The sequence below is a fragment of the Streptomyces sp. LARHCF249 genome (genome assembly GCF_052871255.1).
This window is the reverse complement of sequence record NZ_JBIXJQ010000003.1, coordinates 364,846-378,930: the sequence shown is the minus strand read 5'-3', so window position 1 is coordinate 378,930 and position 14,085 is coordinate 364,846. Positions and strand designations below refer to the sequence as shown.

15 protein-coding genes are annotated in these 14,085 nt (G+C 72.4%); 8 read left to right on the top strand and 7 right to left on the bottom strand.

Annotated elements, in window-relative coordinates:
- Window positions 1-12 precede the first annotated feature (12 nt).
- Window positions 13-1,491, top strand: a complete 1,479-nt coding sequence (locus tag ACIPUC_RS10165) for an LVIVD repeat-containing protein (protein WP_446588301.1) — start codon at window positions 13-15, stop codon at window positions 1,489-1,491.
- Between the two features lie 11 nt (window positions 1,492-1,502).
- Here ACIPUC_RS10165 and ACIPUC_RS10160 read toward each other — a convergent pair whose 3' ends face one another.
- The 4 genes from ACIPUC_RS10160 to ACIPUC_RS10145 form a co-directional block, all read right to left on the bottom strand.
- Window positions 1,503-2,135 (bottom strand): TetR/AcrR family transcriptional regulator, encoded by a 633-nt coding sequence (locus ACIPUC_RS10160; protein WP_446588299.1) that lies wholly within the window; start codon window positions 2,133-2,135, stop codon window positions 1,503-1,505.
- 37 nt (window positions 2,136-2,172) lie between these two features.
- A complete protein-coding gene (locus ACIPUC_RS10155; RefSeq protein ID WP_446588297.1) occupies window positions 2,173-2,865 on the bottom strand; it encodes a phosphatase PAP2 family protein in 693 nt (230 codons plus the stop codon).
- Window positions 2,866-2,923: 58 nt separating this feature from the next.
- Window positions 2,924-3,862: a M56 family metallopeptidase gene (locus ACIPUC_RS10150; protein ID WP_446588295.1), complete on the bottom strand. Its 939-nt coding sequence runs from the start codon at window positions 3,860-3,862 to the stop codon at window positions 2,924-2,926.
- An 81-nt stretch (window positions 3,863-3,943) separates the two neighbouring features.
- Window positions 3,944-4,453, bottom strand: coding sequence for a DUF5134 domain-containing protein (locus ACIPUC_RS10145; protein WP_446588293.1), 510 nt, complete (start codon window positions 4,451-4,453; stop codon window positions 3,944-3,946).
- A 146-nt stretch (window positions 4,454-4,599) separates the two neighbouring features.
- Here ACIPUC_RS10145 and ACIPUC_RS10140 point away from each other — a divergent pair, with 146 nt between their 5' ends.
- On the top strand, window positions 4,600-5,139 hold the full coding sequence (locus ACIPUC_RS10140) for a GNAT family N-acetyltransferase (RefSeq protein ID WP_446588291.1): 540 nt from the start codon (window positions 4,600-4,602) through the stop codon (window positions 5,137-5,139).
- Between the two features lie 11 nt (window positions 5,140-5,150).
- Here the strand turns inward: ACIPUC_RS10140 and ACIPUC_RS10135 are convergent, their stop codons facing one another.
- Entirely contained in the window at window positions 5,151-5,843 is a 693-nt protein-coding gene (locus tag ACIPUC_RS10135) for a glycerophosphodiester phosphodiesterase (protein ID WP_446588289.1), read from the bottom strand.
- A 191-nt stretch (window positions 5,844-6,034) separates the two neighbouring features.
- Window positions 6,035-6,649 (bottom strand): helix-turn-helix transcriptional regulator, encoded by a 615-nt coding sequence (locus tag ACIPUC_RS10130; protein WP_446588287.1) that lies wholly within the window; start codon window positions 6,647-6,649, stop codon window positions 6,035-6,037.
- A 49-nt stretch (window positions 6,650-6,698) separates the two neighbouring features.
- On the opposite strand from ACIPUC_RS10130, the gene ACIPUC_RS10125 reads away from it, so the two are divergent.
- From ACIPUC_RS10125 to ACIPUC_RS10100, 6 genes are all read left to right on the top strand, one after another.
- On the top strand, window positions 6,699-7,823 hold the full coding sequence (locus tag ACIPUC_RS10125) for an LLM class flavin-dependent oxidoreductase (RefSeq protein ID WP_446588285.1): 1,125 nt from the start codon (window positions 6,699-6,701) through the stop codon (window positions 7,821-7,823).
- Entirely contained in the window at window positions 7,820-8,830 is a 1,011-nt protein-coding gene (locus ACIPUC_RS10120; RefSeq protein ID WP_446588283.1) for an alpha/beta hydrolase, read from the top strand. Before ACIPUC_RS10125 ends, ACIPUC_RS10120 begins: the two co-directional genes overlap by 4 nt.
- An 81-nt stretch (window positions 8,831-8,911) precedes the next feature.
- A complete protein-coding gene (locus ACIPUC_RS10115; RefSeq protein WP_446588281.1) occupies window positions 8,912-10,318 on the top strand; it encodes a DUF6421 family protein in 1,407 nt (468 codons plus the stop codon).
- 26 nt (window positions 10,319-10,344) lie between these two features.
- Window positions 10,345-11,106: an SDR family NAD(P)-dependent oxidoreductase gene (locus ACIPUC_RS10110; RefSeq protein WP_446588279.1), complete on the top strand. Its 762-nt coding sequence runs from the start codon at window positions 10,345-10,347 to the stop codon at window positions 11,104-11,106.
- Window positions 11,085-12,179 (top strand): threonine aldolase family protein, encoded by a 1,095-nt coding sequence (locus tag ACIPUC_RS10105; protein WP_446588277.1) that lies wholly within the window; start codon window positions 11,085-11,087, stop codon window positions 12,177-12,179. The genes ACIPUC_RS10110 and ACIPUC_RS10105 overlap by 22 nt, the downstream gene beginning before the upstream one ends.
- A 52-nt stretch (window positions 12,180-12,231) precedes the next feature.
- The gene (locus ACIPUC_RS10100; protein ID WP_446588275.1) at window positions 12,232-12,879 is read left to right on the top strand and encodes a transglutaminase-like domain-containing protein; all 648 of its coding nucleotides are present in this window, start codon (window positions 12,232-12,234) and stop codon (window positions 12,877-12,879) included.
- Here ACIPUC_RS10100 and ACIPUC_RS10095 read toward each other — a convergent pair.
- On the bottom strand, window positions 12,815-14,053 hold the full coding sequence (locus ACIPUC_RS10095) for an MFS transporter (RefSeq protein WP_446588273.1): 1,239 nt from the start codon (window positions 14,051-14,053) through the stop codon (window positions 12,815-12,817). The two genes, ACIPUC_RS10100 and ACIPUC_RS10095, sit on opposite strands and share 65 nt — an antisense overlap.
- Between the last annotated feature and the right edge of the window lie 32 nt (window positions 14,054-14,085).

Genomic DNA, 14,085 nt, shown 5'->3' with positions numbered 1-14,085 from the left:
TGGGAGGGCACAGTGACCTCGTTGCACACCACCAGAGTGCGGAACAGGAGTCTGGGAGTGGCCGTCGCGGCGGCAGGGCTCCTCACCACCCTGCTGGCGGCCGGACCCGCCGCCGCCACGCCCGACCCCGGCGACTTAGTTCCGGGCATCGGCTCCGGCCAGAACGCGGGCATCGCCCAGGGCAGGGACCTCGCCCCCGGCGAGATTCCCGGCCCGGACGAGATCGTCCACAGCAGCAACATCACACCCCTGGCCAACGTCCCCAGCAGCTTCGCCGGAATCACCAACTCCGACCTGGCGTTCCAGGGGAAGTACGCCTACGCGGGCAGCTACAACGGCTTCACGATCTATGACATCGGCAACCCGAAGGCGCCGAAGACCGTCAGCCAAGTGCTCTGCCCCGGCGGCCAGAACGACATCTCCGTCCTCGGTGACCTGCTCTTCCTCTCCACCGACTCCTCGCGCAGCGACGACTCCTGCAACAGCGTCTCGCAGCCCGCGACGGAGAAGTCCTCGTGGGAGGGCATCAAGATCTTCGACATCAAGGACAAGAAGAACCCCAAGTACATCAAGTCCGTGGAGACGGCCTGCGGTTCCCACACCCACACCCTGGTGCCGGGCGGCCGCGACATCTACCTCTACGTGGCCTCGTACTCCCCGAACGAGGCCTTCCCCGACTGCAAGCCGCCGCACGACGGCATCTCGGTGGTGAAGGTCCCGAAGAAGGCGCCGACCCAGGCCGCGGTCGTCGCCTTCCCGATCCTGTTCCCCGACGGCGGAAACCCGGGCGGGCCCACCAACCCCGGCGTCTCCAAGACCACCGGCTGCCACGACATCACCGTGCTGCCCTCGAAGAACCTGGCCGCCGGAGCCTGCATGGGCGACGGCATCCTCTTCGACATCAGCGAGCCCGAGCAGCCGAGGGTCATCGACCGGGTGCAGGACAACGTGAACTTCGCCTTCTGGCACTCGGCGACCTTCAACGAGCAGGCGAACAAGGTGGTGTTCACCGACGAACTCGGCGGCGGTGGCGGCGCCACCTGCAACGCGGCCACCGGCCCCAACCGGGGCGCTGACGGGATCTACGACATCACCGGCAGCGGGGACCAGCGCAAGCTCGCCTTCCGCAGCTACTTCAAGATCCCGCGCCATCAGGCCGACACCGAGAACTGCGTGGCCCACAACGGCTCGCTGATCCCGGTCGGCGGCGGCCGCGACATCATGGTGCAGGCCTGGTACCAGGGCGGTGTCTCGATATGGGAGTTCACCGACTCCGCCCAGCCCAAGGAGATCGGGTACTTCGAACGCGGCCCGCTGAGCACCGGCGGAACCGGCGGATCCTGGTCGGCGTACTACTACAACGGTCACATCTACTCGAACGACATAGCCAAGGGCTTCGACGTGCTGAGGCTCGACGACTGGCGCACCGAGAGCGCCAAGCGGGTGTGGATGGACCGGCTCAACGTGCAGAGCCAGCCCGAGTACCGCTGAGACCCCGTGACCTAGTGATGACCTGAGCGAATCGTTCCGCCGGGCGGTCCGCCGCCCGGCGGAACGCCCAGCTCCCAGTCCAGCCCGTAGCGCTGGAACAGCTCGGCCCGCAGCCGCGCCAGCGGCATGGGCGCACCGGGCAGCAGGACGGCCACCACGGCGCCCATCAGCAGCGCCCGCAGCAGTGGATAGTCCGCGTCCACGTCCGGCGAGCCGTACCGGCTGACGGTGTCCCGCAGCAGCTCGGCGAGCCGCTGCTGCTCCGGGCACTGCACGAAGCCCTCGGCCGTGAGGATGCCCGCCATGTGCGTCCGCATCAGCAGCGGCTCGTCCCGGGCCAGCCCGAGGATCGCGTCGATGGCCCGCGCCAGCCGCTCCCGGCCGTCGTCGCTGCGCGGCTCGCGCTCCAGTGCGGCGTGCAGGGTGAGGTGCATCAGCCGGTGCACCGCCGACTGCAGCAACTGCCGTTTGCCCGGGAAGTAGTACGAGACCAGGCCGCGTGCCGCACCCGCCCGGTCGGCGATGTCGCCGAGGGTCGTGGCCTCGTAGCCGCGCTCGGCGACGAGCTCGACCGTGGCCTGGAGCAGCCGCTCCCGGGAACGTCTGCGCAATTCTTCATTGACCGATGCGCTGCGCGGGGACATGCTTACTCCTGCGTTGACTGGCTCGGAGCCAATATACTCAGCGCGCGGGGCCGCCTGCTCTGGGTGACACGGGGGATCGCCCAGGGCAGGCACATCCACGGGGCATGCCGGGAACGGTCACCGCGAGTGCCACCAGGGCCGCGCCCAGCAGCCATCCGCCCAAGACGTCCGAGGGCCAGTGCACTCCGAGGTGGATCCGGGTGAAGCCGACCCCGACCACCGAGACCACGGCCGCGGCCCAGGCGGTGCGCACCGCCCACGCCGGGGTCCCGCGGGGGAGCAGCCACAGCAGCAGTCCGCACACCACCGTCGCCGTCATGGCGTGGCCCGAGGGATAGGCCGCGAAGTACGCCGAGTCCACGGGATCCGGCCACACCGGACGCTCCCGCCCCACCACCGCCTTCAGACCCTGCTGCACGGCGGTCACCGCGAGCGTCGCCACCGCCACCCGCACCGCCCGCTCCGGCCGGCCCCGCCACCACAGCAGCAGGCAGGCCGCGGCGGCCAGGGCGCGCATGGTCCAGGGGTCCCACACCCAGTCGGTCAGGATCCGCATCGTGTGGGTGACCGCAGGATGGGCGAGGGCGTGGCCGTGCAGATCCCGGACGACCCGGTCGTCGAACGAGAGCAGCGGCCGCCACCGCGCCGCCACCAGCGCCGTCAGGACGGTCGCGAGCAGCGCACAGCCGATGCCGGCCGGCCTCACGTGACGCAAGTGATCGTTCCGCATGGGGTGATCCTCGCACCGACCGCCCCCGGCCTCCGACAGCGCGTCGCGCCGGCCGGGCCTACGCCAGAACGCTCAGCCCGGGCACCAGGGCCACCAGCAGCGGTACCGCCGGGACCAGGGCGGCGGTGGCCGTCAGCCGGAGCCTGTTCATCGCGGACAGCCGGGGCGCGGCCGACAGCAGCCGGCGCACCCGCTCCTGGACGTGCGCCTGCGGGGCCGCCGAGGGCCCGAACACCCCGCGGTCCTCGTTCAGTCCGACCAGGGCCAGCGCGATCGTGAGCCGCCCGTACCGCCGGGAGGCCACGTCGTCGGCGGCCAGTTCGACGAGGCGGTGCATCTCCGCCTCGAACGCCGCGAAGACCGGCACCTGCGGGAAACCCCCGGCCAGCGCCCGCGAACAGTGCAGCAGCCAGTCGTGCCGGGCCGCCGCGTGCCCCTGCTCGTGGGCCAGGACGGCGTCGAGCTGGCTGCCCTTGAGCCGGCCCAGCGCCGCCGTCGTGACCACCAGCTGCGGGGCCGCCCCCGGCAGCCACCAGGCGTCGGGCCGCGGGCCCTCCAGTACGACGAGCCGCGCGCCCGTGGGTTCCTCCCCGGGCAGCAGCGGGGCCCGCACCAGCAGTTCGCTGCCCTGGGCGCGCCGCCGGGCCCGCGCCCGGAGCACTTCCCGGGCCAGCATCGCCGCGGTCCACAGCGCACCGCCCGCCAGCACGAGCGCGGTGCCGGCGGCCCAGGGACCGCCGGAAGCGCCCAGGGCGTACGCGTCGACGACCCCGTGCGGGGCGGCGGCGAAGAGCCGCCCGCGCACCGCCTGCCAGGCCGCCGCCGCGCTCAGCAGCATCGACAGCCCGAAGCACAGGAGCACCGCGGCCACCACGCACTGCCACACCCACAGGGCCACGACGGGTTCGCGCTCGGGCCATCGGGCCCGGGCGAGCAGCCGGGGCGCGAGCACCGCGGTCAGGACGCCGAGCAGCAGGAGAGCGGCGGGGACCATCATGGCCGCCAGCCTATGAGCGCGGGACTACCTGCGGGTACGGTCACGGGGCATTGGTGACGTAGGACACGTGCGCCAAAGCCCTCACATCATGAGCAGCATGGTCAACATCCCCATCCCCATGGCCAGTCGGCAGGCCCGGGTCAGCTCGGTCGCAACCACCGGGTAGGTGCCCTGTACGGCGCCGCCCGCCGCCACCAGCCGGGTCCCGCCGAGCAGGACGTACCCCGCGAAGTAGAGCAGCAGCAGTCCGGTGACCGGGGACGGCCCCCCGCCGTGCCCGGACCCTGCGGCCGCCGTCAGCGCCATCCAGGCCATGGCCAGCGAGCCCACCAGGTGGTGCGCGTGGTGCACCCCGCCGCGCAGCAGCCACACGGCGTGCAGGGCGGCGCCGCAGAACACCGCCGCGAGCACGACCGCCTGCCACCCGTCCCGGTTCCCGAGGGGCACCGCCATCAGCGCCATGCCGAACGCCATCACGGCCTCCCCGGCCGCGACGCCGCCCGATCTGCGCACCTGCCGCAGGCAGTAGGCCCCGCTCACCGCGCACAGCACGACGAGCAGCCAGGCCAAGGCCAAGTCGGCGGAGGACATGGCGGAACCGTGCACGGCGGAACCTCCCGGTTCGTCGGCGTCACGGGAAGAGATGCCCCTCTCACACCGCCTTCACGCGGCCCCGGGATACGCTCTCCCTGCCGTACCGGGCATGTCACGTGCCACCGCGCAGAACGGAGTCACCGATGTCGACCGCCCACCCCGCCGCCCTCGGCTTCCGCAGTGCCGTCGAGGCGGACGTCAGCGAGCTGGTGGCCCTCGTGGAGTCGGCGTACCGGGGCGACGCCAGCCGCGGCGGCTGGACCACGGAGGCCGACTACCTGGACGGGCAGCGCACCGACGCGGACGGGGTCCGCCAGATCATCGCCGCGCCCGACAGCACGCTGGTGGTCGTCGAGCGCGCGGGGGAGCTCGTCGCCTGCTGCCAGCTCGAACACCGCGGGGACCACGTCTACTTCGGGATGTTCGCGGTCCGCCCCGGGCTCCAGGGCGCGGGCCTCGGCAAGGAGATCCTGGCCGAGGCCGAGCGTCGGGCCCGTGACACGTGGGGCGCCAAGGAAATGCGGATGACGGTGGTGAACGTACGGGAGGAGCTCATCGCCTACTACGTGCGCCGCGGCTACCGGCGCACCGGCGAGCTGAGCCCCTTCCCCTACGGTGACGAGCGCTTCGGCGTCCCGCTCCGCGACGACCTGGCCTTCGAGCTGCTGGTCAAGTCGCTGTAGCCGGACCGGGCCTACGCGGTGAAGCGGCCGGTGCTGCGGATCTCCGGGAAGTCGGTGATCGCACCGTCCAGTTCGAGCGCGCGCGCGAGCCGCAGCAGGTCGAGCGTGTTGACGTCCCGGCCGGTCACCCGCAGTCCGGCGGCGTGCACCGCTTCGACGGCCTCCAGGGTGAGCCGCCGGATGTCCAGGGCGACCGTCGCCGCGCCGGCGGCCGTCGCCCGGCCCACGACGTCCCCGGCACCGTCGCGGGGAGCGGCCGCGTGGAGCACGGTCCGGACGCCCGGCACCCGCCGCGCGGCCTCGGCGAGCAGCGCCTCGTCGAAGGAGGCGACCTCCACCCGGGCGGTCAGGTCGCGGTTCAGTAGCAGTTCCGCGAGCGCCCCGGCCGCGGCCCGGTCCCGTACGGACACCTGGAGCGGGGTCCGCACGGCGTCCAGCACGTCCTCGAACACCGGCACGCGCTCGCCCTGACCCGCGTCCAGTCCGCGCAGTTCGGCCAGGGTCAGATCGGCGACGGCACCCGAGCCGTCGGTGGTCCGGTCCACCTCGGGGTCGTGCAGGGCGACGAGGGCGCCGTCCTTGCTCAGCTGGACGTCCAGAGCGATGACGTCCATGCCGGACCGCTGCGCTCGGAGGTACGACCGCAGGGTGTTCTCCGGTTCGACACCCATGACCCCGCGGTGACCGATGGTGAGGAAAGTCAAGGTTCTCTCGCTTCCGTCGACGGCGGCTCCCCGCGCGGACGCGGTGTCCCGACCGGCCGCGCGCGATGAGGACGCATGCTAGTGCGCCGAGGGTGCGAAGGGACCGCCCTTGCAAGGCCCCGCAGGGGCGTACCGGCCGCTTCCCGTCGGGGTTGTGAGCCGTCTCGGCTCCGGTTGCGCCGCCGCCGTCGTCACCCGGGCGTGGGCGCGTCCCCGTCGGCTTGACGGACCGCGCCGGTCAGCCCGGCCAGGTCGGCCAGCAGGGCTTCGCCGAGCTCCAGTTCCGCAAGGTGCTGCCGCTCGCTCCAGCGCAGCGCGAGCGCCGGAAAGGCCCACTCCGGGACCTCGCCCGCCTGCGCCACGGCCTCCCGTACGGAAGCCAGCTCGGCCCGGGTGCGCTCCAGGTGCTCGTCGACCATCGCGCGCAGCCGCTCCGGATCGGCCAGGTGTCCCAGCCAGACCCGAAGCAGCAGCCCGTGCTTGAGCACCGGGGGACCGGCCTCCGCCGTGTCCGCGGCCCAGCCGGCCAGCGCCTCGCGTCCCGCGTCGGTGATGGCGTACCGCCGCTTGGTCCGCGCCTCCTCCGGCCCCGAGCGGGCGGAAGCCGCGTAACCCAGCTCCTCGAGGCGGCGCAGCTCGGCGTAGATCTGGCTGATCGCGGGCGACCAGTAGAAGAAGCGGAGCGAGGAGTCCGCCCACTTCTTCAGCTCGTAGCCCGTGCGCTCCCCGGGGAACGAAAGAAGGCCGAGAACCGCCCACGCGGTCTGCGGCAGCTCTTGCTTCTTCGACTTCTGACTACTAGTCATATTCCTTATTGAAGTAAGGCCGGGCACGGGACGCAACCCTGGAGGCACCGTGAAATTCTCCGTGATCTTCGAAGCTCAGCTCGCCGACCCGACCGTGGAGCGGGAGCACCAGGTGATCCGCGACTGTGTGGAGCAGGCCGTGCTCGCCGAGCGGATGGGCTTCGACCGCATCTGGGCGGTCGAGCACCACTCGCTGAAGTGGTACGCACACATGTCCGCCCCCGAGATATTCCTGACCTGGGTCGCGGCCAGGACCAGCACCATACGCATCGGGCACGGCGTCGTGTGCATGCCCTTCAACTTCAACCACCCGGTCCGGGTCGCCGAACGGGCGGCGATGCTCGACCTGCTCTCGGGCGGGCGGCTCGACCTCGGCGCCGGACGCGGCGGCACCGAACAGGAGACCTCGCTGTGCGGGGTGGACCGGGAGCGCACCACGGCGGAGGTGGAGGAGGCCCTGCGGATCATCGGCAAGGCCTGGCAGGAGGAGGAGCTGGAGTACCACGGCGAACTGATCGACATCGACCCGCACCCGATCCTGCCGCGGCCCGCGCAGACCCCGCACCCGCCGCTGTTCCTGGCGTGCAGCCGCGGCGAGACCCTGGTGCGGGCCGCCGAACTGGGGATCGGGGCCCTGGTGATGGGCTTCGCCGGACCCGAGTCGATCGCGGGGATGCGGGCCGTCTACGACACGGCGATCGCCGGGCGCGACGGCAGCCGGTTCGTGTCCACCGTCGTCAACGACCACTTCTCCGTGCTCTGCCCGACCATCGTGCTCGACGACCGCGAGGAGGCGCGCCGGATCGGCATCCGCGGCCAGCGCTTCTTCGCCCAGTCCATCGGCCACTGGTACGGCGGCGCGGGCATCCCCGACGAGGCCGTGGTCGCGGGCGCCGACGAGGCCGCGCGGATGCGCCAGGCGGCCGAGCAGGTGGTGGCCCGGCTGCACGAGCTGGACATCCCCGTGCGCCCCACCTCCACCGCCACCTTCAACGCCGACCACGCCTACGGCAGCGCCGACGACGCCATCGCGTACGTGGAACGGCTCCGGGAGGCGGGCGCCGACGAGGTCATGTGCCTGATCCAGATGGGCACCGTGGAACAGGAGGCCTGCCTGGAGACCCTGCGCCAGTGGGGCGAGAAGGTCATCCCGCACTTCCGGGGCCGGCGATGACCGACTGCCGACCCGGCGCGGCCGACGGCCTGGACCCCGCCGTCCTGCCCTTCCTCGAGGCGCTGACCGCCGCCTTCCCCGACCTCGGCGGCAGCGTCACCGACGCCCGCGAGGCCCGGCGCATACTCGCTGCCGCGCCCCGGCCGCCCGCCGACCCGCCCCGCGTGGGAGCCGTCGAGGACCGGACGGTCCCGGGCCCGCCCGGAGCCCCGCCGGTCCCCGTACGGATCTACCTGCCCGACCCCGGGGAGCGGCCCGGGCCGCGCCCCACCGTGGTCTTCCTCCACGGCGGCGGCTTCGTCCTGTGCGACCTGGACACGCACGACACCACCGCCCGCGCCCTCTCCCGGGCGGCCGGCGCGGCCGTGGTCTCCGTGGACTACCGGCGGGCTCCCGAGCACCGCTTCCCGGCCGCCGTCGAGGACGCCCACGCCGCCCTGAGCTGGGCCGGCGGGCACCTCGACGAGCTGGGCGGCGAACCCGGCGCCCTGGTCGTCGCGGGGGACAGCGCCGGGGGCAACCTGGCCGCCGCCGCACTGCTGCTGGCCCGCGAGCGCGGGGGGCCGGCCGTCGCGCTCCAGGCGCTGGTCTATCCCGTGCTGGACGCCGCCCAGGACACGGCGTCGTACCGGACGTACGCGGAGGGCTGCTTCCTGACCGCCGCGCACCTGCGCTGGTTCTGGGAGCAGTACCTGGGCCCGGGCGGCGACGGCGGGCATCCGCTGGCCTCCCCGCTGCGCGCGGACCTGGCCGGGCTGCCGCCCGCGTACCTGGTGGTCGCCGGCTGCGATCCGCTGCGGGACGAGGGGCAGGCCTACCACCGCAGGCTGACCGAGTGCGGCGTCCCCTCCGTGCTGGACGGCCACCCCGGGATGTTCCACGGCTTCCTGGCGCTGGCCGGCGTACTGCCGCAGGCCCGGGAAGCCATGGTGCGACTGGGCGGAGCCATCGATTCCACCCTGACGAACGGGAAGACTTCCGGTGAAGCGGGGGGTGTCACAGGATAATTTCCCGAGATCCCTCTTGAACGGGAGAGCCTCCGCCGCTTACCCTGCCTTGACGTGAGGTTCTCCTGTGGAGGAAGTGACATGACGGAAACTCTTGTGCCGGGTGCCGGCGGTGCCGTGATAACCGCCGGGGCGCGGGTGGTCGACCACCCCGCGTGGCCCGCGCTCAAGGCCGCCGTGGAGGAGATCCGCCCCTGGCAGGCCAAGGACGGTTCGATCGACTTCGAGGCCGCCGGTGCCCCCACCCGGTCCGAGGCCGAGGCCGCGGTCGCGTGCGTGATCGAGGGCGTCGAGGCGCTGTCTCCGCTGCTCCCGCACGCCGAGGCGTACCACCAGGCGCTCGTCAAGGACCTGCGCAAGTGGGTCGCCGACGACTTCCGCGTGCCGGACTTCCTCGACTCCCTGCTGGCCTTCCAGCCGGCCGCCGAGCGCGTCGACGGGCTCCAGCACCTCGTGGTCTTCCCCATGTACACGCAGAACGGCAACCCGGACCGCAACCTGGAAGCCGTCGCCCTGCGCATGGTGTGGCCCGAGTGGCTCGCCGAGCTCGAGCGCACCCGGTACGACAACCCGCTCTTCCTCGGCATCACCTTCGAGGACTTCACGCCGGGCTACGACACCAACTCCGCCGTGCTCTTCCCGGAGACCATCGCCGTGCGCGAGGCCCCCGAGCGCTTCACCTGGGGCGGCATCTTCTGCGACCGCGAGGCCGCCCGCTACCGCAAGGTCACCGAGGCCGCGGTCGACATCCTGGGCATCGAGCTGCCCGAGGACATCGCCGCCATGGTCCAGGACCAGGAGCGCTGCGAGAAGGCCTTCGTCCTGTGGGACATGGTCCACGACCGCACCCACAGCCACGGCGACCTGCCGTTCGACCCCTTCATGATCAAGCAGCGCCAGCCGTTCTGGATGTACGGCCTCGAAGAGCTGCGCTGCGACCTCACCGCCTTCAAGGAGGCCGTGAAGCTGGAGTCCGAGGGCAACGAGCACGGCCGCGACGTCCAGTACGCCGTCCTCTTCGACCGGATGTTCCGCTTCCCGGTCTCCGGCGACCGCAACCGAAACTACGACGGACTCGGCGGCCAGCTGCTCTTCGCGTACCTCCACAAGCACGACGTCGTGCGCTGGACGGACAACAAGCTGAAGATCGACTGGATGCGCGCCCCGCAGGTCACCAACCAGCTGTGCGCCGACATCGAGGACCTCTACCGGGCCGGCATCGACCGCCCCAAGCTCGTCCACTGGTTCAAGGCCTACGAGCTGGTCTCGACGTACCTCGCCCCGCACCCGGGGTCCAAGTGGGCCAAGGGCCCCGACGCCCTCGACATGACGCAGCCTCCGCGCAAGCTCGTGGACGACGTGCTTCCGGACGAGTTTCCGCTCAGCATGTTCTATGAGGCGCTCGCCAAGAAGCTCAAGGGCGTGATCGCCTCGACCAAGGGCATCACCGCCCTCAATGCCGAGCAGGCCGAGCGAGTCGCCGCGTGAGCGACCGCCCACAGGAGGCTGTACAGATGAACGGCTCCGGGAACGGCAACGGAAAGCTGCACGGAGCGGTAGTGGCGGTGGCCGGGGCCGGTGGCCCCGCCGGCCGCGCCACCCTGCTCCGCCTCGCCGAGGCGGGTGCCGTGGTCGTCGCGTCCGACGCCGATCCGGCGCGGCTCGCCGAGGCGGTGGACGCGGCGCGGTACGCCCACGGCGGCGCCACCATCACCGGTGACACCGTGGACCTGCTCGACCTCGCCGCCACCAAGGTGTGGGCCGAGCAGACGGAGAAGGAGTTCGGCCGGATCGACGGGCTGGTCCACCTCGTCGGCGGCTGGCGCGGCAGCAAGACCTTCACCGACGTCGACCTCGCGGACTGGGACTTCCTGGAGAAGCTCCTCATCCGCACGGTCCAGCACACCTCGCTCGCCTTCCACGACGGACTGCTGCGCAGCGACCGCGGCCGCTACGTCCTGGTCAGCCAGTCCGGCGCGCACAAGCCGGTCGCCAACAACGCCGCGTACAACGCGGGCAAGGCGGCCGCCGAGGCGTGGACCCTCGCCATGGCGGACTCCTTCCGCAAGATCGGGGGAGACGACGGCCCCGGGGCGGCAGCTGCGATCCTGGTGATCAAGGCACTGGTGCACGACGCGATGCGCGCCGAGCGTCCCAATGCGAAGTTCGCGGGCTTCACCGACGTGAAGGAGCTGGCCGAGGCCATCGCCGGCGTCTGGGAGCGGCCCGCAATCGATGTGAACGGACAGCGTCTGTGGCTCACTCCGCAACCGTGAGAACCGATACAGGGAAGACCGACGCCCGTCGCCACCACGATCCCGCGGTGCGCGGTTTCGCGAGCGACAACTACGCGGGGGTGCACCCGGAGGTCCTGGCCGCCATCGCCCTGGCCAACGGCGGCCACCAGGTCGCGTACGGCGAGGACGAGTACACCGAGCACCTGCAGAAGGTCATCCGCAGCCACTTCGGTCCGTACGCGGAGGCCTTCCCGGTCTTCAACGGCACCGGTGCGAACGTCACCGCCCTCCAGGCGATGACGGACCGCTGGGGCGCCGTGATCTGCGCCAAGACCGCCCACATCAACGTGGACGAGGGCGGCGCGCCGGAGCGGATGGCGGGCATCAAGCTGCTCGCCGTGCCGACGCCGGACGGCAAGCTCACCCCCGAGCTGATCGACCAGGAGGCCTGGGGCTTCGAGGACGAGCACCGGGCGATGCCCCAGGTCGTCTCGATCACCCAGAACACCGAACTCGGCACGGTCTACACCCCGGACGAGATCAGGGCCATCTGCGAGCACGCGCACGGCCTGGGCATGAAGGTGCACCTCGACGGGGCCCGGATAGCCAACGCCGCGGCCTCGCTCGACGTGCCGATGCGCACCTTCACGAACACGGTCGGCGTGGACGTGCTGTCGTACGGCGGCACCAAGAACGGCATGATGTTCGGCGAGGCCGTGGTGGTGCTCAACCCGGACGCGGTCCGGCAGATGAAGCACATCCGCAAGATGTCGATGCAGCTCGCGTCCAAGATGCGGTTCGTGTCGGTGCAGCTGGAGGCGCTGCTCGCCAAGGACCTGTGGCTGCGCAACGCCCGCCACGCCAACGCGATGGCGCAGCGGCTCGCGGCCGGCGTGCGCGAGGCCGACGGGGTGGAGATCCTCTACCCGGTGCAGGCGAACGCGGTGTTCGCGCGGCTGCCGCACGAGGTGTCGCGGCGGCTGCAGGAGCGGTACCGCTTCTACTTCTGGGACGAGGCCGCGGGCGACGTCCGCTGGATGTGCGGCTTCGACACCCAGGAGGAGGACGTGGACGGCTTCCTCCAGGCGCTGAAGGAAGAGCTGGCGCGCTGAGCCGCATAAATCGATAGTCATGTGGAATGCTGCATAGGTATGCTCCTGGATCATGGAACTGATCCAGGAGCATCCCGACCTTGCGGCCTACCTCGCGGCGGACCAAGCCATAGATCACGAGCATCCTCTGGTCCGGGAAACCGCCGATGCCTTCTGGACCGCCACGGCCGGCAACGCATACGCATACGCCGAGGCGGTCTTCGCGTTCGTTCGCGACGCCATCCCGCACTCCGCCGACTCCGGCGACACGCGCGTCTCCTGGCGCGCCTCCGACGTTCTGGCCACCCGCAACGGCATCTGCTACGCCAAGTCCCACGCCCTCGTCGCCCTGCTGCGCGCCCGGGGCATCCCGGCCGCCCTGTGCTATCAGCTGCTCGCCGACGATCATTCGTGCAGCGACAGCTGCTCCAGTGGAGCCGGGGCTTGCCCCGGGGGATCGAACCCCGTGGTCCACGGCCTGGTCGCGCTCCGGCTGCCCGGCGGTGGGCGCTGGGCCCGGGTGGACCCGCGCGGCAACAAGCCCGGTGTGGACGCCCGGTTCAGCCTCGACGTGGAGCAACTGGCCTTCCCCGTACGCCCGGACCTCGGCGAGGTCGACTATCCCGGGCTGTACGCCGCCCCGCACCCGGCCACGCTCAAGGCGCTCCAGGACTCCGCCGACCGGCCGCAGTTGTGGGAGAACCTGCCGACCGCTCTGTGACCACGGCCGCCGGTACGGGCCCCCGCGCGGCCGTCAGGGCGTGCAGCAGGGCCGCCGCGAGCTGGAGCCCGGCGATCCCGGTCAGCAGCGTCCACGCGGGCGCGTCGGCCGCGAACCCCACCAGGGCCGCCCCGGCCGACGCAGCCGTCACCTTGAGCCCGGCGCCCAGGGTGAACACCTGCGTCCGCACCGCGTCCGGGGCGTGCTCCGAGCGGATCCGCAGGGTGGCGGTGAGCAGCGGTCCGTCACACACCCCGGCCACGGCGAACAGCGCCGCCGTGACGGCGACGGACGGCGCGAACGCGGCCGCCGCCAGCGCCGCCCCGGTCCCGGCCAGGGCCCACCGCACCAGCCGGCCCGGCTCCACGGCCGTCATCCGGCCCAGCGTCAGCGAGCCCGCCAGGGCGCCCACCGCGAACGCCGTCATCAGCACGCCCCCGGCGCCCGGGCTGCCCAGCCCGGTGGCCACCAGGACCGAGGCGGTGGTGAGGGAGCCGATGCCCACGAAGGCCAGCGTCGTCGCCGAGGTGACGGCCCGTAGCTCCCGGACCCGCCACAGGGCCGCGAGCCCCGCACCCAGCCCGGCCCGGCGTCCGTCCCGGGGCGCGCCCGCGCCCGGCGCCCCGTACGGGAGGGTCGCCGCCAGCACGGCAGCCAGCGCTCCGGAGGCGGCCAGGACGGCCATCGCCGGAGCCGCCGAGCCCAGTGCCGTGACCAGGCTGACCGCTGCGGGCGCGGTCACCGCGGCGGCGTTGTAGGTGGAGGCGTCCCAGCCGTAGGCCCGGTCCCGCCCGGCGCCCGCCGGGACCAGCCCCGTGACCAGGCTGGACAGCCCGCCCGTCACCATCGGCCCGCAGCTCCCGCCGAGCACCGCCACCGCCAGGACCAGCGGCAGCGGGGCCCGGCCCAGCAGCAGCGCCAGCGTCGCCACGGCGGCCGTGAACCCGGCCAGGGTGCCCGCGTGGAAGAGCCGCGGCCGGCCGGTCCGGCCTGCGGCCGCCCCCGCGAGCGGGGCCGCCAGTACGTGCGGCGCGAGCCAGGCCGTCAGGACGAACGCCCCGTACGAGGCGCTCCCGGTGCGCTCCAGGGCCAGCAGCACCACGGCCATGCCCATGCCCTCGGAAGCGAACCGCGCGGCCAGTGCCGCCGCCAGGTACCGTCCGAACCCGCTCATCCCGGCCCTCCCCACTGCTGTAACGTGATAAC